The following is a 24702-nucleotide window of genomic DNA, read 5'->3' as shown; positions in this document are numbered from 1 at the left end:
GGCCGTGCGCCTCACCGGTGACCCCGGCCGGGACATGGGCGCCGCAGCCGGTCCGGGCGGCCGGCGGCCTGTCCGGACCGGCAACGGCGCTCCCGGCAACGGCGCCCCCGGCAACGGCGCCCCGCCGGTGGCGGCCTTCGGCCGGACCGGCGGGGCGCCCGTTGTCGGGGTCGGCTGCGTTCCCGTCAGGTGCGGCCCCGGGTCCAGCGGAGGATCAGCGTCGCTGTCACTGCCGCCGCGCTGGTCGTGTAGGCGGCTATGACCCAGGGGGCCGGGGGGCGGCCTGCTGTGAGGCCGTGGGCCATGGCGGCGGCCCAGGCGGCGTAGGAGGCTCCGTGGAGGATGCGGAACGGGCGGATCCAGCGGCGTCGTGCGAAGACGCCGCGCCAGATGCCGGTGGCGAGGACGAGCAGGAAGAGGTGGCAGGCGAGGGTGCCCAGGCCGACCAGGGCGTCGCCGCTGCCCCAGCCGAGCGCGGCGGCCGCGGCGTCCACCCGGCCGCCCGCCACCTTCACTCCGATGTGGGTCAGCAGCGCACCGACGCCCACCGCGCCGACCGCGCGGTGCAGACGCTGCGCGGGCGAGCGGACCGAGGGCGGCAGCAGTCCGCGCAGGGCGGTGGCCAGGCCGAGTACGACGGCCGCGGAAAGGGCGACCAGGGCGATGACGCCGGCCATCCGGTCCAGGAAGTCGCGCAGGGCGCCCGCGGCGAGCACGCCGGCCAGCAGTGCGGCACCGGCCGCGGCGAGTCCGCCGCCGATCAGAGCGGCACCGGGGGGCGGGGTGTGCGGGGGGCCCTTGCGGGCCGGCGGGGGTTCGGGGGGCGGGGTCAGGACCGGGCTGCCGGTGCCGATGGTGTGGGTCATCGTTTCTCCCTCGCGGGGATGCCGACCGGGACGGTTCCCGGCCTCCGCCGGGGAGGGCCGGGGGCCGGGAACCGTGGTGCCCCGGGAGCCGGGGGACGCTCCCCGGGGGGCTGGGCCGTACCGACGGGTCGATACGGGGGTCAGGCGGGCGGGTGGACGTGGACCGGGCCCAGCGGGCCGGCGGACGGGCGGGACAGGGAGGCCGACCAGGGGCCCGGCAGGTGCAGGTCCTCGACGTGCCAGGTCGTGGTGCGCTCGCGGTGCACGTGACGCACGGTCAGCGGGCCGTCCGTGGACGGGTTCACGTCCAGGGTGTTCAGCGGCATGCCCATCAGGCCCAGGCCGACCGCCTTGACGACCGCCTCCTTCCGGGTCCAGGCCCGGTGGAAGGTCCTGGTGCGCTCCGGGCCCTCGGCGAAGGACAAGAGCTGTTCGCGCTCGTTCGGCGTCAGGACCAGTTCCGCCAGTGCCGCGGACTCCACCGTGCGGTACGCCTCCACATCGACGCCCACCCAGTCGCCCGCCCGGACCGCCAGCACACCGCAGCCGGTGGTGCGGGACAGGCTGACCGCGAGCGGGACGGGCGGCCGTACGACCGCGGGCGGACCGTGTTCGGCGTCGCCGCAGCCGGGGCAGATGCGCCGGCCGAAGCGGACGGACTGCGGGGCCACGCCCAGCAGTTCCGCCACCGCCCGGCGCGCGCCCGCCCGGGTGGTCGTGAAGGCCGCCGCGTCCCGCGCCGCGTGGAAGCGGCGGGCACGGGCCCGTTCCGCCTCGTCCAGCAGCGCGAAGTCGACCGGGTCCACGGCCTCGTTCAGCGGCCACCACCACACGTGTGCCGCACCGTTCTCCCCCAGCCGGGCCACCACCGTGCGTGCCGTCTCCGGCACGTACACGTCGCTGATGTCCGCCGCGTGATCGATGTGCGCGGCGGCCGGGGCCGATAGTGATGCCATCTCTCCTCCTCTCTTCTCGTCACGGCCGGTCTCAGGCCAGTCCGTTGAGGCGCAGGAGGAGTTCCTTCACCTCGGTGGCGTGGTAGCGGTCCCGTTCCTGGACCGGGTCGGAGCACAGCAGCAGCGGCCCGTCCCGGTCGTCGGAGGGCAGCCGTCCGTGGCTGCCCCTGACCAGGCCGGGATCGAGCGGCACCACGGTCAGCGGTGCGCGCATCCCGGCCTTCTTCCGCAGCACGGTCAGTGCCGCCTTCGCCCTCACCGCCGGGATCGACGGGTCGAAGAAGAGCTCGGCGGGGTCGTAGCCCGGCTTGCGGTGGATGTCGACGCCGCGCGCGAAGTCGGGTGCGCGGGCGTCGTCGAGCCAGTAGTAGTAGGTGAACCAGGCGTCCGGTTCCGAGACCGCCACCAGCTCCCCGGAGTTGGGGTGGTCGATGCCGTGGTCGGCCTGCTGGGTGCGGTCCCAGATCTCGTCGACACCGTCCAGTGCCTTCAGCACGTCCCGTACCCGCGGAACGTCGGCGGGGTCGGCCACGTAGACGTGCGCGGCCTGGTGGTCGGCGACGGCGAACGCCCGCGAGGTGTGCGGGTCGAGGTACTCCATGCCGCGCTGGGTGTGAACCGAGAGCAGTCCCTCACGGCGCAGGGCGCGGTTGATGTCGACGGGCCGGCTCACCGCGGTGATGCCGTACTCGCTCAGCGCGACCACCGTCGTGCCGCGCTCCCGCAGGTCGGCAAGGAGCGGGGCGAGGGCCGCGTCGGTCTCCCGCGCGGCGCGGACGGCCTGCGGGCTGTCCGGGCCGTACCGCTGGAGGTCGTAGTCGAGGTGCGGGACGTAGACGAAGGTGAGGTCGGGGCGGCGGCGGTCGACGACGTACCGGGCGGCGCCCGCGACCCAGCGGGTGGAAGCGATCGACGCGGTCGGGCCCCAGTACTGGAAGAGCGGGAAGTCGCCCTGAGCGACGGTGAGTTCGTCGCGCAGGGAGGCCGGGACGGTGTAGCAGTCCGGGGACTTGCGGCCGTCGTGATGGTAGACGGGGCGGGGGGTGAGGACGGTGTCGACGTCGGCGCCCATCGCCCACCACCAGCACAGGTAGGCGGTGGAGTGCTCCGGGTCGCGGCGGCGGGCCGCCTGCCAGACCTTCTCGCCGTGCACCAGCCCGTTGTGCTGGCGCCACATCATGACCTCGCCCTGGTCGCGGTGGTACCAGCCGTTGGCCACCGCCCCGTGCTCGCGCGGCAGCGATCCCGTGGTCAGGGTGGCCTGCACGGTCGCGGTGACGGCCGGGAAGACGGTGTCCAGGCGGGCGGTGAAGCCCTGTTCGCCGACCGCGCGCACGTGCGGCATCTCGTCGAGCAGCCGCCGGGTCAGGCCGACCGTGCACAGTACGGCGACCTGCCGGCCCGTCCGGTCGCCGGTCACGACGTCACCCGCGTGAGACCCAGAGCCAGCAACTCGTCACGCATCCATGTCATTTCGGCGGCCAGTCCGGTCACGAGGGCGTCGTCGTGGTGGCCGGGCAGCACGGACCAGGTGTAGGTCTCCACCTCGACGTGGTCGGTGACCGCCCGCTCCCCCGCGAACAGCGTCCGCAGGGTCGCGCGCAGCACCTCGCGGGTGCCGGCCAGCGGCGGCGGGGGCTCCTCGTGCAGGGGCACGTGGTAGTGGACGCGCCAGGGCGCCCGGCCCGGCAGCGCGCCGGCGAGCGCGCCTCCGAGGTCGTCACAGGCCAGCAGCGCCCCGCCCGGGCCCGCCTCCCTGGTCTGGTGCAGGAACCGCCGCTCCGCGAAGGGTGCCAGCACCTCGCGTACGGAGGTCTCCGCCGGGTCGGGGACCTCCAGCGCGGTGGACGCCTGGAGCTTGACCACCGGGATGCCCGCCTCACGCAGCCGGGCCAGCGCGGCGGCCGGTTCCTCGTGGGCGACGGCGAGGTGGCAGGCGTCGAGGCAGACGCCGATCCACTGCGGGTCGGTGCCGGCCAGCACTTCCACGGCCTGCTCGGTGGTCTCCGCCACACAGCCGGGCTCCGGTTCGATGCCGACCCGTACGGTCTTGCCGGTGTCGGCGGCGATCTGCTTCAGGCCCTCTGCCAGCGCGTCCAGTTGCCGAGCGGCGGTGGTGCGCTGCGCCGAGGTCCACACGGTGCGCCAGGCCAGCGGCAGGGTGGAGATCGAGCCGCGGGAAGTGCCGTCGGGCAGCAGTCCGGCGAGCACCCGGGCGAGGTTCAGCGTGTACTCCAGGCGGGCCGGTTCCGACCAGTCCGGGTAGTACACGGCCCGTTTGACGACGGGGGCGTGGAAGCCCCGGTAGGGAAAGCCGTTGAGGGTGACCGTCTCCAGGCCGCGGGTGCTCAGCTCGCGGCGCAGCCGGGCCACGCCGGCCGGGTCGGCGGCGAGCGCGCCGGCCGTCTCGGCGGGCAGCCACAGGCCGATGCCGATCAGCCGGGCACCGGCGGCGACGCGCACCGGTTCGGCGTACGCGGCGAGCTGGCCGACGATGCCGTCGAGGGTCTCGGCGGGGTGCACGTTGGTGCAGTACGCCAGGTGGACGGTGCTGCCGTCAGGGTGTCGAAAGCGCATGAGGGGACCTCAGCTCCCACCGCGGGCGACGGAGTTGCCCGCGAACAGGCCGGCGGCCTGGGTCTCGTTGTATCCGTCGAGATCCAGGCGGCCCGACTGCCCGTAGAAGTTGACGGGGTTGCGCCACAGGACCCGGTCCACGTCGTCCTCGTCGAAGCCGGCGGCGAGCATCGCGTCGGCGGTGGCGCGCGTCAGCAACGGGTCGCTGTGGCCCCAGTCGGCCGCCGAGTTGACGAGCACGCGCTCGGTGCCGAACCGCTTCAGGACGGCGACCATGCGCTCGGCGGTCATCTTGGTGTCGGGGTAGATGGAGAAACCCATCCAGCAGCCGCTGTCGGCGACCTCGCCGACGGTGATCTCGTTGAGGTGGTCCAGGACGACCAGGGCCGGGTCGATGCCCGAGGCGCGGACCACGTCGAGGGAACGCCGGGTACCGCCCGCCTTGTCGCGGTGCGGGGTGTGCACCAGAGCGGGCAGTCCGTGCTCCGCGGCGAGTTCCAGCTGCCGGGCGAAGGCGAATTCCTCGGCGTCGGTGACGGTGTCGTAGCCGATCTCGCCGACCGCGACCACGCCGTCCTTGGCGAGGTAGCGCGGCAGCAGGTCGAGGACCGGCAGGCAGCGCGGGTCGTTGGCCTCCTTGGGGTTCAGGCCGATCGTGCAGTAGTGGCGGATGCCGAACTGGGCGGCCCGGTAGGGCTCCCAGCCCAGCAGCGAGTCGAAGTAGTCGGTGAAGCTCGCCGGGTGGGTGCGGGGCTGGCCGAGCCAGAACGCGGGCTCCACCAGGGCCCGGACGCCCGCGGCGTGCATCGCCTTGTAGTCGTCCGTCGTACGGGACGTCATGTGGATGTGGGGATCGAAGATGCGCATGGCCGTGGCTTCCGCTCGGGGTGGGTGAGGTCAGGCGTCGTACGGGGCTTGGTCCGCGGTGACATACGCGGCTTCCTGCGTCGCGACGAGCCACAGGTCGGCCGGTACGGTCCGGCCGGCGGCCCGCCGTTCGGCGGCGAACCCCTGCGCCATGCGGGCGAGTTCGGCGTCACGGCGTTCGTGCAGTCCTGCGACCCGGTGCAGCGGGATACCGGTGAACAGGCACTTCAGTACTGCCTGGCGCCAGCGGTACTGGTCCAGGTGGACGCGCGCGTACGGGCCCAGCGCTGCCGAGATCAGCCGGGTGTCGTTGGTGCGCAGAGCGTCGTCGGTGAGCGTCAGCCCGGCGGCGCCGATGCGCAGGAACGGCAAGGCGCGCAGGACGCCCCGGCGCTCGGCGGCGTCGCCGCCGTGGTACCGGGCGGCCGCCTCCGCGGCCAGGTCGCCGCCCTGCGCCGGCAGCCGCAGCAGCAGGACGGTACGGATGCCGTCCTCCACGCTCCAGCCGGCCCAGCCGGGCAGCGGGCCGCGTCCGTAGTAGCGGCCGGCCGCGGGAAAGCGGGTGTCCAGGGCGGCGGCACCCTGTTCGGCGACGGCGGCGGTGTCCCGGGCGAAACGGTTCCGCTGGTCCGAGGAGAGGACGGAGAGGAGGGACTCCTTCAGCGTGCGCACGGTCAGGGCGTCGTGGACGGCCCCGGGCGCCTGCGTCAGTGTGGGTGCGGTCATGTCGGTGTGACCTCCTTCGAGAGGTGTGCGGGCGCACGCGGAGTGCGGGGCGCGGGTACGGCGGTCCGGGCCGCCGCGGCGCGCAGGAACTCGATGCTGTGGCGGGCCGTCGCCGTCGCGGCGTGGCTGTGCCGGGGCAGCTCCACGGAGACCAGGCCGCGGTACCGGGCCGCGCGCAGCGCGTCGAGGACCGGCGGGAAGTCGATCTCCCCCGCCCCGAACGGCAGGTGCTCGTGCACACCCCGCCGCATGTCCTCGATCTGCACGTGGGCCAGCCGGTCGGCGGCCAGCTCGACGCACCTCTGCTCCGGATACGGCTCCAGGCACCGGCAGTGCCCGATGTCCAGGGTCAGCCCGAGCCGGTCCGGTGCGCCCAGCGCCCGCCACAGCCTGCGGTACCCGGCCAGGTCGGCGACGAGCATGCCCGGCTCCGGCTCGAACGCCAGCCGGACCCCGGCCCGCTCGGCGTCGGCGAGGGCCGTCGCACAGCCCTCCTCCAGCCGCTGCCACGCCTCGTCCCGGGTGGTGCCGGGGTCGGGCGTACCGCTCCAGAAGTGCACGGCCTCGGCGCCCAGTTCGGCCCCGATGACCATCGCGCGCCGCAGCAGCTCCTGCCGGGCGGCCCGCCCCTCGGGCTCGGCGCTCAGCAGCGTCGGCCGGTGCTTGCGCATCGGGTCGAGCAGATAGCGCGCCCCGGTCTCCACGACCACGGCCAGCCCGGCCCGCCGGATCGCCCGCCCCGCGTCCCGGACGCGGGCCGCCAGGCCAGGAGCGTACGGATCGAGGTGCTGGTGGTCGAGGGTGAGCGAGACCCCGTCGTACCCGAGGTCGGCGAGGACCGCGAGAGCGTCGGTGAGCCGGTGATCGGCGAAGCCGTTGGTGCCGTAGGCGAAGCGGAGGGGCTCCGCTTGGGCCGGGTGTGGCTCTGCTTGGGCCGCGTGTGGCTCCGCTTGGGCCGGATGTGGATCGGCGGGAGCCGGATCCGCGGGAGCCGGACGGCGATCCACGGGAGCCGGGTGGGGATCCGCGGGAGCCGGGTGGGGATCCGCGGGAGCCGGGTGGGGATCCGCGGGAGCCGGGCGGGTGCCGGGCTCGGGGCCCTGGTCGGCCGTCATGTCGAGGACACCTTCCTGGCGAGGCGGGCTGCCTGGGGGAGGACCGCGGCAAGCAGGGCGGCGAGTTTCGGAGAGCCGGTGCGGGAGACGAAGGCGGCCTGGAGGGGCAGGAGGGCGTGGATGCCGGCGCCGACCGCGGCCCGGGTCCGCGCGGCGTCCGGGTCGCGCAGGGCGGCCGACTGGGCGCGGGCGCAGGTGACCGCGTAGACGGCGGCGGTCAGGACGGTCACGGCGATGGAGCGTCCGGGCAGCCGTGGCACGTCGGTTCCGATGCCGGGGGCCGACCGCGCAGCGGAGCCGACGAGGTGACGCACCACTGCGGACGCGGTGGCCGACGGGCCGCTCGACGCCTGCCGCACCGCTGCGGACGCGGTGGCCGACGGGCCGCTCGACGCCTGCCGCGCCGCGGCGGACGCCGTGTTCGGGCGCCGACGCTCGGGAGCACGTAGGGTGCCGGCCGTCGCCGCCAGGGTCACCGCCGCCGTCACCGCCAGGGACAGCAGGGGCTCGCGGCCCGGCGTGCCGTTCACCTCGTGGCGGCTGAGGCGGGTCAGCGCCCAGGTGTGGGCGCCGACCGTGGCCGCGGCGCGCAGCGCGGGACCGGCAGGTGAGGGGCCGGTGCCGTGCAGCACGTCGAGGGCACGGGCCGCCGCCATCGCGACGGGTCCCAGCGGGGTGTGCTTCAGCCCGAGGTCGTACGCCCACACTGTGGCTGCGAGCGGCAGGGTACGGCGCAGCAGGACGCGGCGGCCGCCGGCGAGCGCGCCCAGGCCGAGGCCGGCGGCGGTGAGCCCGCCGGCGATGCCCAGGGCGGCCCCGGCGCTGATCCGCCCGGACGGCACCGGGCGTTCGGGGCGTTCGCGGGCGTCCTCCTCGCGGTCGGCCCAGTCGTTGAGAGCCATGCCGGCCCAGTACAGGCTGACGGAGGAGGCGACGAGGAGCAGGGTTCGCCCGCCCGCCGGGCGGCCGGCGCTGAGCGCACCGGCCAGTACGTCGCCGGGGACGGTGAGCGCGGCGGGCGCCCGTACCAGCTCGGCGACCGCGGTGGCGTGCTGCCGGACCGCGACGGAACGGGGCCGGTACCCGGTGTCGTACCGGGGGCGGGGTGGAACGGAGGGGGTCTCGGTCTTCCGTGCGGTCCGGAACGCCGTCGACGCCGCCCGGGCCGCCGCGCGGCACGCCGTGAGCGTGTCGCGGGCGCCACGGGTCAGTTCGCGCAGGGTTCGGCGGCGGGGGCCCGGCTGCCGGGGTGCCGGGGCGCCGGAAGCGTCGGCGGCCGGCGGCGGAGCGGTGGCGGTGGTCATCGCGCCACCTCGGACCGGCGCGCGGGCTCGGCGGAGGTGGCCGCCCACTCGGTCAGGGCTCCGTACTGCAGGGTCAGGTTGTGCTCCGCGGAGGCCGCCGGGTCCTTGAAGAAGAAGCCGAGCGCGGGCAGCGCCCCGCTCTCCCCGCGCCGACGGGCCAGCGCGGCGAGCCGGACCAGGTCGAGGACGAGCGGCGCGGCCAGCGCCGAGTCGCAGCCCTGCCAGGTGAACTGCAGGGTCATGCGCACGCCGAGGAATCCCTCGAAGGTGATGTGGTCCCAGGCGGTCTTCCACTCCCCCAGCTCCGGCACGTTGTCGATGTGCACGACGCCTTCGACGGCGTGTCCGACGGTCTCCTCCAGGGCGCGCTGCTTGGACTCGGTCTTGCTGCGCGCGGCGGCGGGGTCGGCGAGGGTGGCGCCGTCGCCGCCGCCGAGCAGGTTGGTGCCGGACCAGGAGCGCAGCCGGAGCGCGCGCTGCGTGAACATCGGCGCCAGGGCGCTCTTGACCAGGGTCTCGCCGGTCTTGCCGTCCCGGCCGGCGTGCGGGAGTCCGCGCAGCCGGGCGAGTTCCTCCAGGGCGGGCAGCGCGGCACCGGCGGAGGGGGTGAAGTTGACGTAGGCACAGCCGGCGTGGAACGCGGCGTACGCGTACAGCGCGCTCGGCGGCAGCAGGTCCGTGCTCGCGGCGAGGGCCTTGTCGAGGTCGGCGAGGGCGAGGAAGGCGGGGTCGGGCTCGGGCAGCGGCTCGGTGGAGGAGACGTTGACGACGACGACCTGTTCCAGGCCGTGCCGCGTGCGGAAGTCGTCGATGTCGGCCGCGAGGCGGCGCGCGGTGGTGTACTGGGGCTCGCCGGGCAGCGGCGAGCCGTCGCGGATCCCGGCGTCGGCGGCCTCCAGGGCGGGGCGCACCGCGGCGACGAGCGGGGCGGGCAGGACGCCCGCGTGGGCCAGTTCGCCCGCCCTCACCGTCAGCGGCACGTCGACGACGTCGTGGCCGCCGAAGACGAGGTCGTCGAGGTCCGGCAGGCCGGCGCCCGCGAAGTCGGCGGACTCGGTGACGCATCCGGTGGCGGAGGCGAGGCCCGCTGCGATGGCGGCCACGCCCGCGACGGCGGTGGTCGCGACCGAGCCTCGGGCGCCGACCAGCCAGACGCCGATACGGGGAGAGGATCCGAGGGAGCCGGCAGTGTCCTGCATGGTGAGCGTGCCTCCTGCGCTGGGACGGGGCTGAGCCGGGTCGAGATGCACTGAGCCGAGTCGGGATGAGGGCCGGTGGGGGCGCCGCACGGGGCGCCCCTGCCCGGTTGTGTCTGGGTTTGCCGTTGCTTGCCGCTACTTGCCGAGGTCGACCGGGAAGGGCCAGACGTCGAAGGCCTTGTCCAGCTCGGCGCGGTCGCGGCACATCCACTTGGCGGTGACGCGGCGGACGGTGCGCTTCGGCAGGTGCGGGTTGTCGTTGCGGTCCGTGATCGGCTGGGCCAGCGACTGCAGCTCCCAGGCGACGCCCACGAGCCGGTTGATGTGGGTCCAGTAGTGCGGCTTGATGCCGAGGAGCGCGAAGCCGGCCAGGAACGGGTGCCAGCGGTGGTAGGCGTGGGTGGGCGACGGCGGCGTGTAGTTCATCATGTGGACCTTCTGGCCGTCCGGGCGGCGCGGGTCGAACAGCGTGCCCTGGCCGTACTCCTGGAAGGCGAAGAGCAGTCCGCGCGGGTCACGGCCGTAGAACTGGTCGTAGACCTTGATCTGCTCGCGCGAGATGACCTCGAAGGCGGCCTTGTTGGGCTTGATCAGCTCCATGAAGCTGCGCGGGTAGCGGCCGCTCTTGCGGGTCTCGACCCAGGCGTCGTAGGTCTTGGTGAAGCCGCCGAACGGCTCGACGATGGCGTAGACCGCGTCCTTCATCTCCTGGGACGGGGTGTAGTACGACATCTCGTCGTACTGGTACCAGAACTCGTTCGCCCAGCGGTCGCCGACCATGCCCGGGACCTCCGGCAGGGACGGGTGGCGACGGCGGCCGTGGGCCTCGGCGGGCGTGGCGCCGACGAGAGACGCCGTGGCGGCTGCTCCGGCGACGCCGAGGGCGGCCCGCAGCGCGCTCCTGCGGTCCAGGGTGTTGAGCGTCATGCGCGTTCTCCTTACACGGGGCGGAAGGGGCGGATTCACGGGGTGTGTCGGGCCACATCGCGCGCCGGTGGCCCGGTTGCTTTGCGTGCTACGACTCTCGCGTACGTCCCTATCGGCGACCTATACCGGAAACCGGCAGGTCAGGGCCGGTTTCCGGGCGGTTTCAGGGGCGCTTTCGGGCGGTGTTCCCGGGGCCGTCGGCGGGGGTGTCCCCCGGCTCGGGGAACGGCGCCTTGCGCAGGCCGGGCGAGGCCAGCGCCACCAGTGCCGTGAGCGCCATGACGGCACTGAGGGCGAGGGCGGTGCGCAGGGCGTCCGTGGACTCCAGGAGGAAGCCGGCGGCGACCGGCCCGGCCGCCATGGCGCCCGAACCCACCAGGTTGGCGAGGGAGTTGGCGCGACCGCGCAGCTGGTCGGGCGCGGCCCGGACGAGGAGGACCCCGCCGGCGACGTTGAAGACGCCGCCGACGTAGCCGCTCGCCGCGAACAGGGCGCCGAGCAGGACGGGGGTGTTCAAGGCGGCGGCCACCGGGACCATGAAGGCGGTCCAGGCGAGCAGTCCGCCCAGGACCAGGGTGCGCAGCGGGAACCGGGTGCTCCACCAGCCGCCGGTGATCGCGCCGACAAGCCCGCCGGCGCCGCTGAGCGAGAGCACCAGGCCGACTTCGAAGGGGGTGCCGTGCCGTTCCTGGATGCCCGCCATCACGGCCAGGTTGAGGCCCTGGAAGAGGACGTTGGTGACGGCGACGGCGGTCATCACGGCCCGCAGGAAGGGCTGCCGCCACATCCACACCAGGCCCTCGCGGATCTCGGTGCCGAGCCGGGCCGGCTGTCCGGTGCGTTTCTGCTGGAGCTTGCCTCGCACTCCGAACAGGCAGATGACGGAGGCCAGTTGGCTGACGGCGGCGGCCGCGTAGGGCAGCGAGGCGCCGAGCGCGACGAGTCCGCTGCCCAGCGGCTGTCCGGCGATGGCGGCACCGCGCGTGCGGGCCTCGTTGCCGGTGAGCGCGGCGGGCAGCTGCTCGCGGGGGACGACGGCCGGCACGGCCGCCCGTTCGGCGAGCTGGTGCAGCACGCCGAGGGCGCCCTCGGCGAACGCGGCGACCAGCAGCGCCCACAGCCAGGTGCGTCCGCTGAGCAGCAGCGTGGTCACCACGACGGCGATCAGCGCCTGGCCGAGCCCGGCGCCGATCATGATGCGACGCCGGTCGTAGCGGTCGACGAGCACCCCGCCCGGCAGCTGCATCAGCAGCATGGGCAGCAGCAGCGCGGTACCGACCAGTCCGGCGTCCCCCGGCGATCCGGTGGCCCACAGCACGGTCAGCGGATACGCCACGGCGGTCGCCCGCCCGGCCAGCAGCGACAGCCCGGCGCCGCCCCACAGCAGGGTGAAGTCCCGGTTGCGGCGCAGCGGCAGGCGGGGCGCGGACTCGGCGGGCGCCGGCTCCGGTGCGGTCCCCGGTGTCGGCTCGGGCACCTCGTCGACCGTACCCACCCCGCTCCCGCTCCCGTCGCGCGTCTCCTCCGTCATCAGCCACGGCACCTCCGAGGGGTCCGTGGCCGGACCCGTGGTGCCGCTCACCGGGCGGCTGCGCTTTGGGGCACCCGGGCCGTCAGTGGGGCGCACGCGTGCTCCAGGACCGCCATGGCGCTGTGCATCTTGTTGGTGGCCTGCGCGAAGGCGATGCTCGCCGGGCCGTCCAGGACGTCCGCCGTGACCTCCTCGCCGCGGTGGGCCGGCAGGTCGTGCATGAAGACGGCGCGGGGCGAGCCGTCCCACAGCCAGGGGCCGACCTGGAACGGCGCGAAGATCTCCCGCCAGTCCGCGTCCGGCTTGCTGGTGCCGGTGGTCTGCCAGCGGGTGGTGTAGATGACGTCGTACGCCCCCGGGAGGGCGGCCATGTCGTGCCGCTCGGTGATCCGGGCGCCGCTGCGCGCGGCGTGGGCCGCGGCCCGCGCGGTGACGGACGAGGTGAGCCCGTAGCCGGGCGGGGTGCGCAGGTCGAGGTGGACGCCCGGGTAGCGGCTGAGGGCCAGGGCGAGGGCCGCCGCGGTGTTGTTGCCCTCGCCTGCGTAGAGGATGCGCAGGCCGTCGATGCGGCCGAAGTGCCGCAGCAGGGTGGTCAGGTCGGTCAGCGCCTGGGTGGGGTGTTCCTCGGAGCTCATGGCGTTGACGACGGCCATCCGGTGCTGGCTCGCCCAGCCGCGCAGTTCCTCCTCCGGTCCCGCGGTGCGGGCCACCAGCACGTCGAGCATGCCGGACAGCACCCGGCCGGTGTCCTCGGTGGTCTCGCCGGTGTTGAGCTGGAGGTCGCCGGGCCCGTAGGAGACGAGGGATGCGCCCAGGCGCAGCGCGCCGGAGGAGAAGGCGGTCCGGGTGCGGGTGGAGGTCTTGGCGAAGTAGACGCCGGTGACCAGGCCGTCCAGCGGGCGGGCCGGGTCGGCGAGGCCGGCGGAGAACGCGGCGCCGCGTGCGACGACGCGGTGCAGTTCGTGGTCGGTGAGGTCGTCGACGGAGATGAGGTGGCGCACGTGGCGGGGGACTTCCATGGTTCAGCCTTCCCTAGCTGGTTGCGGAGTGGTCCAGGGCGGCGGCGAGCCGCGCGACGGTGTGGTGGCGCAGGACCGTGGCCAGGTCGAGGGCGAGGCCCGCGCGGCGGGCGGCGACCAGCAGCGGCGGCACGAGCAGCGAGTCGCCGCCCAGTTCCCGGAAGTCGTCGTCGACGCCGACCCGTTCGAGGCCGAGCACTTCGGCCCAGACCGCGGCGAGCCGCCGTTCGGTGGCGGTGCGCGGTGGCGCGTACGGTGCCGCGCCCGCGCCGGTCGCCTCGCGGGCCACGACGGCGGCCCGGTCGCGTTTGCCGTGGGGGGTGAGCGGCAGGGCGGCGACGACACCGACGACGGCCGGGACCAGCGCGGCGGGCAGGAGGGTGCGCAGCCGGTCCCGGAGCGCGGCGACCTCAACGGTGCGGCCCTCGGCGGGCACCACCCAGGCGGCGAGCCGCTTCCCGCCGTCGGCGGCCGGGACGGCCGTGACCAGCGCTTCCCGTACGGCCGGGTCGGCGGTGAGGGCGGCCTCGGCCTCGCCGGGCTCCACCCGGTGGCCGCGGATCTTGACCTGGCCGTCGGTGCGGCCCGCGAACTCCAGGAGTCCGCCCGGCAGTCGCCGGGCCAGGTCGCCGGTGCGGTAGAGGCGGCTGCCGGGCAGTCCGTACGGGTCGGGCCCGAAGGCGAGCGCGGTCAGGTCGGGACGGCCGCCGTAGCCGCGGGCGAGTCCGTCGCCGCCGAGGAACACCTCGCCGGTGACGCCGTCGGGCACGGGCCGCAGCTCCGCGTCGAGGACGCGGACCAGGACGCCGGGCAGCGGGGCGCCGAGCGGGACCAGGGCCCGCGCGGACCGGGCGCGCACGGGGCCGTAGGTGGCGGCGACGGTGGCCTCGGTGGGCCCGTACTCGGCGCCGAGGGCCATGCCCCCGCCGCCGGCGCGGATCCGGGCGGCGACCCGGTCGGCCTGCGCGGTGGGGTAGGCGTCCCCGGCGCAGACCGCGAGCCCGGCCAGCCCGGCCAGTTCCCGGTCGGTCAGCTGGTGTTCCAGCAGCGCCAGATGGCCCGGCGTCAGGCCGACGAACGCGTACGGCGCCCCGCGCAGCAGCAGCGGCCCGAACTCGGCCGTGCCGTACTTCTGCGGCAGCACCCGTACCGGCTGCCCGGTCATCAGCGGCGCGTACAGCGCGGGCATCCCGAGGTCGAAGCCGGCCGGGGTGAACCAGGGCGCTCCGCCGTGGCCGGCCTCGGTGTACTGCCGTACGGCCCAGTCGAGGTAGTGCGCGAGAGCCCGGTGGGAGACCTCGACGGCCTTGGGGGTGCCGGTGGAGCCGGAGGTGTGCAGGACGTAGGCGAGCCGGTCCGGGTCGTGCCGCAGGCCGAGCGGCGAGCCGTCGCCCTCGCGGGCGGCTTCCTCGGCGAGCAGCACGTCCGCGGCGGGCAGCCGGGAGAGGTACGAGCGCTGGGTGACGGCGATCCGCGGCGCGGTCCCGGCGTGCCGGGCGTCCGGCGCGCACGGGTCGAGGGGCACCTGCACGGCGCCCGCCTTCCACACGCCGAGCAGGGCGGCGACGAGGTCCGGGCCGCGGTCGAGCAGCACCGCCACCCGGGTCTCGGCGCCGGCCCCGAGGGCGAGCAGCCGGCGGGCGATCCGGTTGGCGCGGGCGTCGAGCTCGCCGTAGGAGAGGCGGAAGTCCTCTCCGTGCAGGGCGGTGGCCGCCGGTGTGCGGGCGGCCTGCGCCTCGAAGGCGCCGAGGACGTCGGCCGGGGTTTCGGGGTGCGGCAGGGCGGGCGCCTTGAGGCGGGCGCTTTCGTAACGGTCGGGGAAGGCGCCCGTGCTGTCGCCGTCGGCGCCCGCGCGGGCCATCTCGGTGAGCACCGCGCGGTACAGCCCGGCCAGCCGGTCGGCGGCGGACCGGGAGAGGGTGCGGGTGCGGGACGCGAGGGAGAGGTGACCGCGGACGGGGGTGCCGACGACGACGGGGAACTCGTTGGGGCTGTCGTCGCGGCTGGCCATGATGTCGATCAGCTCGGTGTCGACCTGGTGGAAGTCCAGGTAGTGGAAGAGCACGTCGATCAGGTGGGTCTCGCCGCCGGGCACCCGCATCGCGGGCATCGGGTAGCGGCGGTGCGGCCACAGCGCGACCTCGTGCGCGAAGACCTGCCGGGCCAGTTCGCCCCAGGTGCGGGCGGTCCGCTCGTAGGGGAAGGGCACCGAGTTGAGGTACATGCCGGAGACGGTCTCGGCGCCGGCCTCCTCGGGCCGGGCGTCGGCGACCATACCGCCGCGGAAGGCGGCGGAGCGGGTCAGCAGCGACAGCACCTTGCTGTGCGCGGCGTGCAGCACGCTCTTGTACGGCACCTCGGCGGCGGTCGCCAGGGCGCGCAGGCCGGGTTCCAGGTCGGTCAGCGGCAGGTCGATGCGGTAGCGCTCGTCGGGTCCCGCGGGGTCGCCCGCCCAGCCGGGCGGCACGGTGAACTTGTCGTGTCCCTCGACGATCCCGCGCCAGAACTCCTGGTCGGCCGGGTCGTCGAGGGCGCGCAGCTCACCGGCGATGAAGTCGGCGTAGCGGACGGCGGGCGCGGGCGGCGCGGGGTCGGGCTCGCCGCCGGTGCGCAGGGCGCGGTAGGCGCGGAGCATCTCCATCAGCTGGGAGTGGTAGCTCCAGCCCTCGATGACGGGGTGGCACTCGGTGATCGACAGCCACCAGCTCTCGTCGTCCAGGAGGTGCACGGCCATCCGCATCAGCGGTGCCCGGGTCAGGTCGAACAGCTCGGCCCGGTCCCGGTCGGCGAAGTCCCACAGCGCCTGCTGCCGGGCGTCCTCGGGGAGGTGACGCAGGTCCTCGTGGACGACGGGCATGCGGGCGGCGGCGTGCACCAGCTGGAGCGGCTGGGAGTACCCGGCCAGGGCGAAGGAGGTGCGCATCACCTCGTGCCGCTCGACGATCAGGTCGGCGGCCCGCTGGAACGCGGCCGGGTCGAAGGGGAGTTCGTCGCGGATCCGGAAGGAGGTGATGTTGTGGTAACGGTTCTCGCCGCTGCCGCCGTGCATCTCGACGAGCATCCCGGCCTGGATGCGCGAGACCGGGTAGGCGTCGGTGACGTCGGCGGGCAGATCGGCCCGGTCGGCGGCGTCGATCAGCGCGAACCGTGCGACGGTCCGGGGTGCGCCGGGGGCCGGGGCGCCGGTGCGGGCGACGGCCGCTGCCAGGCGTTCGACGGTCCGGTGCTCGAAGACGTCCCGGACGCTGGTCTCCCAGCCGGCCGCGCGCAGCGCCCCGACCAGTCCGACCGCGCGCAGCGAGTCGCCGCCCAGGTCGAAGAAGTTGTCGCGCACCCCGACGGTGTCCAGGCCGAGCACCCGCGCCCATACGGCGGTCATGGCCCGCTCGGCCTCGGTGCGGGCCTCGACGTGCGCGCCGACGGCCCTGGCGGCGCGGCCGGGGGCGGGCAGCGCGCGCCGGTCGAGCTTGCCGTTGCCGGTCAGCGGCAGCGCGTCCAGGGTGAGGTAGGCGGAGGGCAGCATGTACGGCGGCAGCGACGCACCGAGGTGTCCGCGCAGGCCGGCCGGGTCGAGGTCATCGGCGCCGGTGCCGGGGGCCGGTACGAGGTAGGCGACGAGCTGCTTGTCGCCGGGGGTGTCCTCGCGGACGATCGCGACGGCCTCGGCGACGGCCGGGTGCGCGGTGAGCGCGGTCTCTATCTCTCCCAACTCGATGCGGTAGCCGCGTAGTTTGACCTGGTGGTCGACGCGGGCGAGGAAGTCGAGGTTGCCGTCGGGCAGCACCCGGGCCAGGTCGCCGGAGCGGTAGAGGCGGCTGCCGGGCGGGCCGTAGGGGTCGGGCACGAACCGCTCGGCGGTCAGGTCGGGCCGGCCGGCGTACCCGCGTGCCAGTCCGGTGCCGCCGATCCACACCTCGCCGGGGACGCCGGTGGGAAGCGGGCGCAGCCGGTCGTCCAGGACGTACATCGTGGTGTGCGGGACGGCCCGGCCGATGGGGACCAGCTCGGTGGGTACCGGTCCTTCGAGGAAATAGGCGGAGTTGCCGACGGTGATCTCGGTGGGCCCGTACTCGGCGGCCAGCCGGGTGCCGCCCTCACCCGCCGCCGTCGCCCACCGCTCGGCGAGCCGGGCGGTGAAGGAGTCACCGGCGGCGATGACGAGTCCGGCCAGGCCGCGCACCTGTTTCGGACTCAACTGCTCTGTCAGCAGGTTGAGATGACCGGGCGTGAGCTTGATGAAGGCGTACGGCCCGTCTGCCGCGAGCAGGTCGCCGAGGTCGGCGGTGTCGAAGTCCTGCGGCAGCAGGTGCACCGGCTGCCCGGTCATCAGCGGCGTGTACAGGTCGGGCACGCCCAGGTCGAAGGCGATGGAGGAGAACAGCGGCGCTCCCCCGGTGCCCGCGCTCGCGTACGCCTGGACCGTCCAGCCCAGGTAGTTGGCGAGGCCGCGGTGGCTGATCAGGACGCCCTTGGGTCGCCCGGTGGAGCCGGAGGTGTAGATGACGTAGGCGAGCCGGTCCAGGTCGTGGGCGGCGGGCAGTTCGGCGACGGCCGTCTCCAGCGCGGCCCGTTCGGCGGGGTCGTCGACGACGACCGTGCGGACGCCGGTCAGGCGGCCGGTGTACCGGGTCTCGGTGACGGCCAGGGCGGTCGCGGTCTCCGCCAGCATGTGGGCGACGCGGTCGTCCGGGTGGGCCGGATCGACCGGGAGGTAGGCGGCGCCCGCCCGCCAGATGCCCAGCAGCGCGGCGACCAGGTCGGGGCCGCGGTCGAGGAGGACGGCGACGACGGCCTCGGGACCGGCCCCCAGCTCGGTGAGGCGGCGGGCGAACCGGTCGGCTCGGGCGTCGAGTTCGGCGTAGGTGACGGTGGTGCCGGCGTGCCGCAGTGCGGGCGCCTCCGGCGTGGCCGCCATCTGCGCGGCGATCGTCTCGAAGACCGGGCGCAAGGTGGCGAGCTCGAGCGGGCGGCCGGTGCCCACGGGGGCGGCCGGGCCGTCGAGGAGCAGGGCGCGCTCGGCGGCGTCCAGGAGGTCGAGGTCGGCGACGGGGGTGCCGGGGGCCCGGGCGATCGCCGCGAGCAGGGTCCGGTAGTGGCGGGTGATCCGCTCGGCGGTGGACGCGTCGAAGAGCGCGGTGGCGTACTCCAGGCTGCCGTGCAGGGTGCCGTCCGGCCGTTCGGCCAGGTGCAGGGTGAGGTCGAAGCGGGAGACGCGGCTCTCGGCCGGTACGGGCGCGACGGTCACGCCGGGCAGCTCGGGGGCCTCGGGGCCGCCCTCGCCGGAAACGAGGTCGAACATGACCTGGAAAACGGGGGTGGTGGACAGGTCCCGCTCCGGCTCCACCTCGTCGGCGATCCGGTCGAAGGGGGTGCCCTGGTGGTCGAAGGCGGCCGGTACGGCCGTACGGATGTCGGCGAGGAAGCGGCGGAACGGCGTCCCGGGCCGCCAGGCGGCGCGCAGCGCCAGGGTGTTGTAGACGTAGCCGGCCATCTGGCGCAGCTCGGGCCGGGTACGGCCGGAGGAGGCGGTGCCGACGCACACGTCGGTGGTGCCGGCGTAGCGGCCGAGCAGCAGCTGCCAGGCACCGAGCAGGACCATGAAAGTCGTGGCGCCCTCGTCCCGGGCGAGTCCGCGCAGGCTCTCCGCGACCGGTGCGGGCACCTCGAAGCGCGTCATGGCGCCGCCGCCGTCGCGGACGGCGGGCCGGGGCCGGTCGGTGGGCAGCCCGAGCGGGGCCAGCCCGGCCAGCCGCTGTCGCCACCAGGCCAGGTCGGCGGCCGCGGCCGGTGAGCTGTCCCGCTCGGTGGACCACGCCGCGTAGTCGGCGTACTGGATGGCCGGCTCGGGCAGTGCACCCTCCGGGTCGCGGCCCTCGACGGCGGCCGTGTAGAGGGCCGAGAGGTCGGACAGCAGCAGCGGTCTGGTCATCGCGTCGCAGGCGATGTGGTGCACCACCGCGACCAGCACGTGGTCGTCGGCGGCGAGCCGCAGCAGCCTTACGCGCAGCGGCTGTTCGGCCGCGAGGTCGATGGGCCGGGAGGCCTGTTCCTCCGCGAAGGCGACGGCTCGGCCGTCGGCGTCGCCTTCGCCGTCGCCGCCCTGGACGACGGCGAAGTCCGCCGGGCCGGCCGGGTCGATCACCTGGCGGGGGTCGGTGCCGTCGAGGACGTACCGGGTGCGCAGGATCTCGTGGCGGGCGGCCAGCGTGTCGAAGGCGCGGCGCAGGGCGCCGGTGTCGAGGGCGCCGCGCAGCCGGTACACCATCGGCAGCAGGTACTCGGGGCTGTCCGGGTCGAGCTGGTGCAGGAACCACAGGCTGCGCTGTCCGGCGGAGAGGACGAGGGGCTTTGAGCGGTCGGCGCGGGGTATTGCGGCCGGGACCGCGCGGCGGCCTCCGGCGCGGGCGGCCAGCCGGCGGCGCAGCAGTTCGGCCGCCAGCTCTTCCCGGTTCGGTGCGGTGGGTGCGGTCACGGCTGGTACTCCCGGTGGGCGAGGGCCAGTTCGGCCTCGGTGAGCGATTCGATCTCGGCGCGTACGGCCTCTTCCACGGCGGTGGCGAGGCCCCGCACGGTGGGCCGCTCGAAGACGGCGCTCAGCGGCAGCTCGACGTCGAACTCCTCCTGGACCCGGGCGATCACCCGGGTCGCGCGGACCGAGTTGCCGCCGATGCGGAAGAAGCCCTGGCGGGCCCCGACCGGCCGGGCGGCCCGGTCGCCGAACAGCACCTCGGACCAGATCGCGGCGAGGGCCTCCTCGACCGGTCCCTCGGGCGCGCTGTACGGCTCGTCGGCGAGCGCGGCGGCCAGGTCGGGCACGGGCAGCGCGGCGGTGTCGACCTTGTTGTGCCGGGTCAGCGGCAGCCGTTCCAGGCCCACCAGCAAGGCGGGCAGCATGTAGTCGGGCAGCCGACGGGCGCAGTGGTCGAGCAGTTGGCCGTCGGTGGCCGGCTCGGCGTCCGAGGCGGGCGTCCAGTAGCCGACCAGGGCGGCCTCGGGCCCGGAGCCGTGCACGGTGACGTACGCCTGGGCGACGGCCGGGTGCTCGGCGAGAACGCCCTGCACCTCGCCGGTCTCCACCCTGCGACCACGGATCTTGACCTGGCCGTCGGCGCGGCCCGCGAACTCCAGGGTGCCGTCGGGCCGCATCCGGGCCCGGTCGCCGGTGCGGTACAGCCGTGCCCCGGCGGGGCCGTACGGGTCGGGCACGAAGGCGGCGGCGGTCAGGCCGGGCCGGCCGTGGTAGCCGCGGGCGAGTCCGTCGCCGCCGACGCACAGTTCGCCGGTGACGCCGTACGGCACGGGCTGGAGACGGTCGTCGAGGACGTACGCCGTCACGTGCGGGTAGGGGCGGCCGACGGGCACACCGGTGGCGGTGTCGTCGGCGTCCCAGCGGGTGGCGGCGATGGTGGTCTCGGTCAGCCCGTACTCGTTGATGAACCGCATCAGGCGGCGCGAGAGTTCGCGGGCCAGCGCGGGCGGGCAGGGTTCGCCGCCGGTCTGGCCGACGATCGGACGGCGGCCGAGCCCCGCGTCCAGCAGCAGCTGCCAGTGGGTCGGGGCGACCTGGAGGTGGCTGACCTCGTGTTCGTCGATCAGCCGCAGCTGGGCCGCGTGGTCGCGTTGCTCCTGTTCCCGGGCGAGCACCAGGCGGCCCCCGGCGATGAGCGGCATGAACAGTTCGGTGCAGGAGATGTCGAAGGTGACCTGGGCCAGCGCCAGCCAGGCGTCGTCCGGGCCCTGGCCGAAGTCCAGATGGGCCTGGGAGGCGCGCAGCATGGTGAGCAGCGAGCCGTGCTCGACGGCGACGCCCTTGGGCCGCCCGGTGGAGCCCGAGGTGTACATGAGGTAGGCGAGGCGGGAGGGATCGTCGGCGACGGCCGGGACGGGCTGCGCGGGCCGCGTACCGGCGGCGACGGCCGGGACGGGCTGCGCGGGCCGCGTACCGGCGGCGGTCGCCGTGGTCTCCGCGACCGCGACCGCGCCCACGTCCAGGACCCGGCCTTCGAAGCGGCCCGTGAGCCGCGCGGCGTGCGTGCCGTCGGTGACCAGGACCGTCGCCGCCGCGTCCGCCAGGACGTGCGCGGTGCGCTCGTCCGGGGCGGCCGGGTCCAGCGGCACGTAGGCGGCGCCCGCCCGCCAGGCGCCGAGGAACGCGGCGACCAGGTCGGGGGTGCGGCCGAGCAGTACGGCGACCACCGAGCCCTCGCCGGCGCCCGCGGCCCGCAGCCGGGCGGCGAACGCCTCTGCCCGGCGCTCCAGCCGCTCGTACGTCCACCTCTCGCCGCCGCACACGATCGCGGTGTCCTGCGGTGCGCGCCGGGCCGCCGCGGCGATCGCCGCGTCGACGGTCTGCTCGGGTCCGGTGACCGTGCCGGGCTCCGGCCGGCCGGGACCGCGGCCCAGCAGCTCGGCGCGGAGCGGCGGGGGCAGCAGGTCGACGTCGGCCAGCCGGCGGTCCGGGTCGGCGGTGACCGACTCCAGCAGCCGGATCCAGCAGTCGGCCAGCCGCTCGACGGTGGCCGCGTCGAACAGGGCGGTGGCGTACTCGGCGAGGCCGAGCAGCGAGCCGTCGGCGCAGCGCTGGAGCACGAAGGTCAGGTCGGTGCGGGCGGTGCGCCAGGCCCCACGGAAGGCGGCCACGTCACCGGCGTCGACCGCGGTGCCGGTGCGGCCCTCCTCGTGGACGTCGAACATCACCTGGTAGAGCGGGGTCCGGGCCGGGTCGCGGGTGTCGTCCAGCTCCGCCACCAGCCGGTCGAACGGCAGCTCCTGGTGGGCGAAGGCCGTACGGGCGGTGTCGCGGACCCGGACCAGCGCCTCCCTGAACGGTGTACCGGCAGGCGCGTCGCAGCGCAGCACCAGCGTGTTGAGGAAGTAGCCCGCCACCTCGGCGACCTCGTCGCCGTGCCGTCCGGCGACCGGCACCCCGACCGGGACGTCCCAGCTGCCGCTGAACCGGGCCACCAGCGCGGCGAACGCGGTCAGCAGGGTCTGCTGCAAGGTGGCCCCGCAGCTGCGGCCGAGCGCGGCGACCCGCTCGGCGAGCGGGGCCGGCACGGTGAAGACGTGCGCGGCGCCGGCCGCGTCCCGGGTGGCCGGGCGGGGCCGGTCGGCGGGCAGGTCGACCGGCGTGATGCCGTCCAGGGTGTCCTTCCAGTGGGCGAGTTCGGACATGAGGAAGGTGTCGGTCAGCCGGGCGCGCCGGTGGACGGCGTGGTCGGCGTACTGGACGGGCAGGGCGGGCAGGTGCGCGTCGGTGCCGGTGTGCAAGGCCTCGGCGAGCGCCTTGAGGTCGCGCTCCAGGACCACGGAGGTCCAGCCGTCGCAGGCGATGTGGTGAATGCTCAGCAGCAGGGTCAGCGTGCCCCGGCCGCGCACCGCGAGGGCCCGGCGCACCGGGCCCCGCACCAGGTCGAAGGGGACGGCGAACTCGGCCTCCACCAGCGCGTTCAGCTCGTCCGCGGTGTCGGCGCGGGCGAAGCGGACGTCCCACTCGGCCGGCAGGTCGGCGAGCTGCACCGGCTCGGTGCCGCGCAGCAGGTAGCGGGTGCGCAGGATCTCGTGGCGGGCGGCGAGCGCGCTGAGCGCCTCGCGTACGACCGTGTCGTCGTACTCGGCGGGCAGGGTGAGGAAGACCGGCGCGTTCCACTCGGCGCTGCCGGGGCGCAGCCGGTCCAGCAGCCACATGCTCTGCTGGCCGGGTGAAAGCGGCAGGCCGTGCGGGTCGCGGACGACCGGGGTCACGGACTGCGCCGTGGGCAGGGCGGTGTCGTCCGCCGCCCGACCGGCGGTGAGCAGCGCGGCCTGCTGCTCCACGGTGGTGGCGGTCAGCAGCGCGGTCGCCGGGAGGTGCCGTCCGGCGGCCCGGGACAGGCCGGCCGCGAGCCGGTTGAGCATCAGCGAGGACCCGCCGAGCTGGAAGAAGTCGTGGTTGGCGCCGATCTCGGCGGCCGGGGTGCCGGTCAGCCGCATCCACTCCTCGGCGACGACCCGCTCGGCGGGGGTGCGGACCGGGATGTGCGGGGTCTCGGCGGCGGCGTCTGCCGGGTCGGGCAGCGCGGAGCGGTCGATCTTGCCGTTGGGGGTGAGCGGGAACTCGGTGACCGGCACGTAGGCGGTCGGCACCAGCGGCTCCGGCAGCGAGTGGCGCAGGAAGGCGCGCAGCTCCTGCGGGCCGAGCGGCTCTCCGCGCGACTGCACCCAGGCGACCAGCCGTTGTCCTCCGCGGCCGTCGGGCACACCGGCGGCGACGGCGGCCCGCACCCACGGGTGGGCGGCGAGCGCGGCCTCGACTTCGCCGGGCTCGATCCGGACGCCGTTGACCTTGACCTGGTGGTCCAGGCGGCCGAGGTACTCCAGGACGCCGTCGGCCCGCCAGCGCGCCCGGTCGCCGGTGCGGTAGAGGCGGGCGCCCGCCCGGTGCGGGTCGGGCACGAAGCGTTCGGCGCTCTGGTCGGGGCGGCCGAGGTAGCCGAGGGCGAGACCGACGCCGCCCGCGTGCAGTTCGCCGGGGACGCCGACGGGCACCGGGCGCCCGGCCCGGTCCAGGACGAGGACGCGCATGTTGCCGATGGGCCGCCCGATCGGCACGGCGCCGGTGTCCTGCGCCGGGTCCCAGCGGTGCTCGGTGATGTCGACGGACGCCTCGGTGGGCCCGTAGGTGTTCCAGATCTCCGCCCCGGGCACCCGGTCGTGCAGGGCACGGCACAGCTCTGCGTGGAGCGGCTCTCCGGCGCTGAAGAGCAGGCGCAGGGCGCCGGCGCGTTCCCAGCCGGGTTCCTCGACGAGGCGACGGTAGACGGACGGCACGCCCTGCAGGATCGTCACGCCGCCGTCGATGACGGCCCGCAGCAGGGCGGCCGGGTCGCGCTCGGCGCCCTCGGGGGCGAGCACCACGGAGCCGCCCGCGATCAGCGGGGAGAACAGTTCGAGGCCGGCGGCGTCGAAGCCGACGGTCGTCTTCAGCAGCATCCGGTCGTCCGCGCCCACCCGGTGCCGGTGTGCCAGCCAGCGCACCCGGTTGGCGATTCCGCCGTGCGGAACGAGCACGCCCTTGGGACGGCCGGTGGAGCCGGAGGTGTGCAGAACGTAGGCGGGCCGGTCGGCGTCGACCGCGAACTGCACTCCCTCGTGATGCAGTTCGCCCTCGGCGCTCTCGGTGCCCTGGATGTCCTGGATGCCCTCGACGGTCAGCGTGCGGACGGTGCCGGGCAGGCTGTCCGCGGTGGCCCGCTCGGCGAGGACGACCGGGTCCCCGGTGTCCGCGAGGACCGCCGCCAGGCGGGCCGCCGGGTGGCGCGGGTCCATCGGCACGTACGCGGCGCCCGCGAGCCAGACGCCGAGGAACGCGGCGACCAGCTCCGGGCCGCGGCGCAGGCACACCCCGACGAAGTCGCCGGGACGCACCCCTGCCGACCGCAGCCCGGCCGCGAACCGGTCCGCGAGCGCGGCCAGTTCGGCATAGGTGACGGCGGTGCCGTCGGCGCGGACGACGGCGGGTGCGGCCGGGGTGCGGGCGGCCTGGGCCCGGAACAGCGGGAGTATCAGCAGATGGCCGGGGACGCGTCCCGACTTCGCAGGCTCGTTCACGATCTCTCCTCCATCGGGATCGGCGG

At 75.3% G+C, this 24702-nt stretch carries 14 protein-coding genes; all 14 read right to left on the bottom strand.

Translation table 11 applies throughout. The annotated features are described in order from the left end of the window. Positions 1 to 185: 185 nt before the first annotated feature. The gene (locus ACZ7EG_RS20775; RefSeq protein ID WP_471080663.1) at positions 186 to 866 is read right to left on the bottom strand and encodes a hypothetical protein; all 681 of its coding nucleotides are present in this window, start codon (positions 864 to 866) and stop codon (positions 186 to 188) included. Between the two features lie 140 nt (positions 867 to 1006). After that, positions 1007 to 1822, bottom strand: coding sequence for a 4'-phosphopantetheinyl transferase family protein (locus tag ACZ7EG_RS20770; RefSeq protein WP_471080660.1), 816 nt, complete (start codon positions 1820 to 1822; stop codon positions 1007 to 1009). Between the two features lie 31 nt (positions 1823 to 1853). Beyond that, complete coding sequence (locus ACZ7EG_RS20765) at positions 1854 to 3242, bottom strand: alkaline phosphatase family protein (RefSeq protein WP_471080657.1); 1389 nt, start codon at positions 3240 to 3242, stop codon at positions 1854 to 1856. Then, entirely contained in the window at positions 3239 to 4399 is a 1161-nt protein-coding gene (gene eboE, locus ACZ7EG_RS20760) for a metabolite traffic protein EboE (protein WP_471080654.1), read from the bottom strand. Before eboE ends, ACZ7EG_RS20765 begins: the two co-directional genes overlap by 4 nt. A gap of 9 nt (positions 4400 to 4408) precedes the next feature. Continuing rightward, on the bottom strand, positions 4409 to 5266 hold the full coding sequence (locus ACZ7EG_RS20755) for a TatD family hydrolase (protein ID WP_471080651.1): 858 nt from the start codon (positions 5264 to 5266) through the stop codon (positions 4409 to 4411). Positions 5267 to 5296: 30 nt separating this feature from the next. After that, positions 5297 to 5992 (bottom strand): EboA domain-containing protein, encoded by a 696-nt coding sequence (locus tag ACZ7EG_RS20750; RefSeq protein WP_471080648.1) that lies wholly within the window; start codon positions 5990 to 5992, stop codon positions 5297 to 5299. Continuing rightward, complete coding sequence (locus tag ACZ7EG_RS20745) at positions 5989 to 7107, bottom strand: sugar phosphate isomerase/epimerase family protein (protein WP_471080646.1); 1119 nt, start codon at positions 7105 to 7107, stop codon at positions 5989 to 5991. Before ACZ7EG_RS20745 ends, ACZ7EG_RS20750 begins: the two co-directional genes overlap by 4 nt. Beyond that, positions 7104 to 8411, bottom strand: a complete 1308-nt coding sequence (locus ACZ7EG_RS20740; RefSeq protein ID WP_471080643.1) for an SCO3242 family prenyltransferase — start codon at positions 8409 to 8411, stop codon at positions 7104 to 7106. The genes ACZ7EG_RS20745 and ACZ7EG_RS20740 overlap by 4 nt, the downstream gene beginning before the upstream one ends. Next, complete coding sequence (locus ACZ7EG_RS20735; RefSeq protein ID WP_471080640.1) at positions 8408 to 9610, bottom strand: inositol-3-phosphate synthase; 1203 nt, start codon at positions 9608 to 9610, stop codon at positions 8408 to 8410. Before ACZ7EG_RS20735 ends, ACZ7EG_RS20740 begins: the two co-directional genes overlap by 4 nt. Positions 9611 to 9745: 135 nt before the next feature. Beyond that, positions 9746 to 10537, bottom strand: coding sequence for a Tat pathway signal sequence domain protein (locus ACZ7EG_RS20730; protein ID WP_471080637.1), 792 nt, complete (start codon positions 10535 to 10537; stop codon positions 9746 to 9748). A gap of 163 nt (positions 10538 to 10700) precedes the next feature. After that, positions 10701 to 12068 (bottom strand): MFS transporter, encoded by a 1368-nt coding sequence (locus ACZ7EG_RS20725; protein WP_471080634.1) that lies wholly within the window; start codon positions 12066 to 12068, stop codon positions 10701 to 10703. 47 nt (positions 12069 to 12115) lie between these two features. Then, the gene (locus ACZ7EG_RS20720) at positions 12116 to 13087 is read right to left on the bottom strand and encodes an ornithine carbamoyltransferase (protein WP_471080631.1); all 972 of its coding nucleotides are present in this window, start codon (positions 13085 to 13087) and stop codon (positions 12116 to 12118) included. Between the two features lie 13 nt (positions 13088 to 13100). After that, complete coding sequence (locus ACZ7EG_RS20715; RefSeq protein WP_471080628.1) at positions 13101 to 19559, bottom strand: amino acid adenylation domain-containing protein; 6459 nt, start codon at positions 19557 to 19559, stop codon at positions 13101 to 13103. Further along, positions 19556 to 24676, bottom strand: a complete 5121-nt coding sequence (locus ACZ7EG_RS20710; protein WP_471080625.1) for an amino acid adenylation domain-containing protein — start codon at positions 24674 to 24676, stop codon at positions 19556 to 19558. The genes ACZ7EG_RS20715 and ACZ7EG_RS20710 overlap by 4 nt, the downstream gene beginning before the upstream one ends. Positions 24677 to 24702: the final 26 nt, after the last annotated feature.

Source organism: Streptomyces sp. NPDC037100, assembly GCF_055606225.1.
The sequence above is the reverse complement of the archived record's forward strand: the minus strand, read 5'-3'. Positions and strand labels throughout refer to the sequence as shown.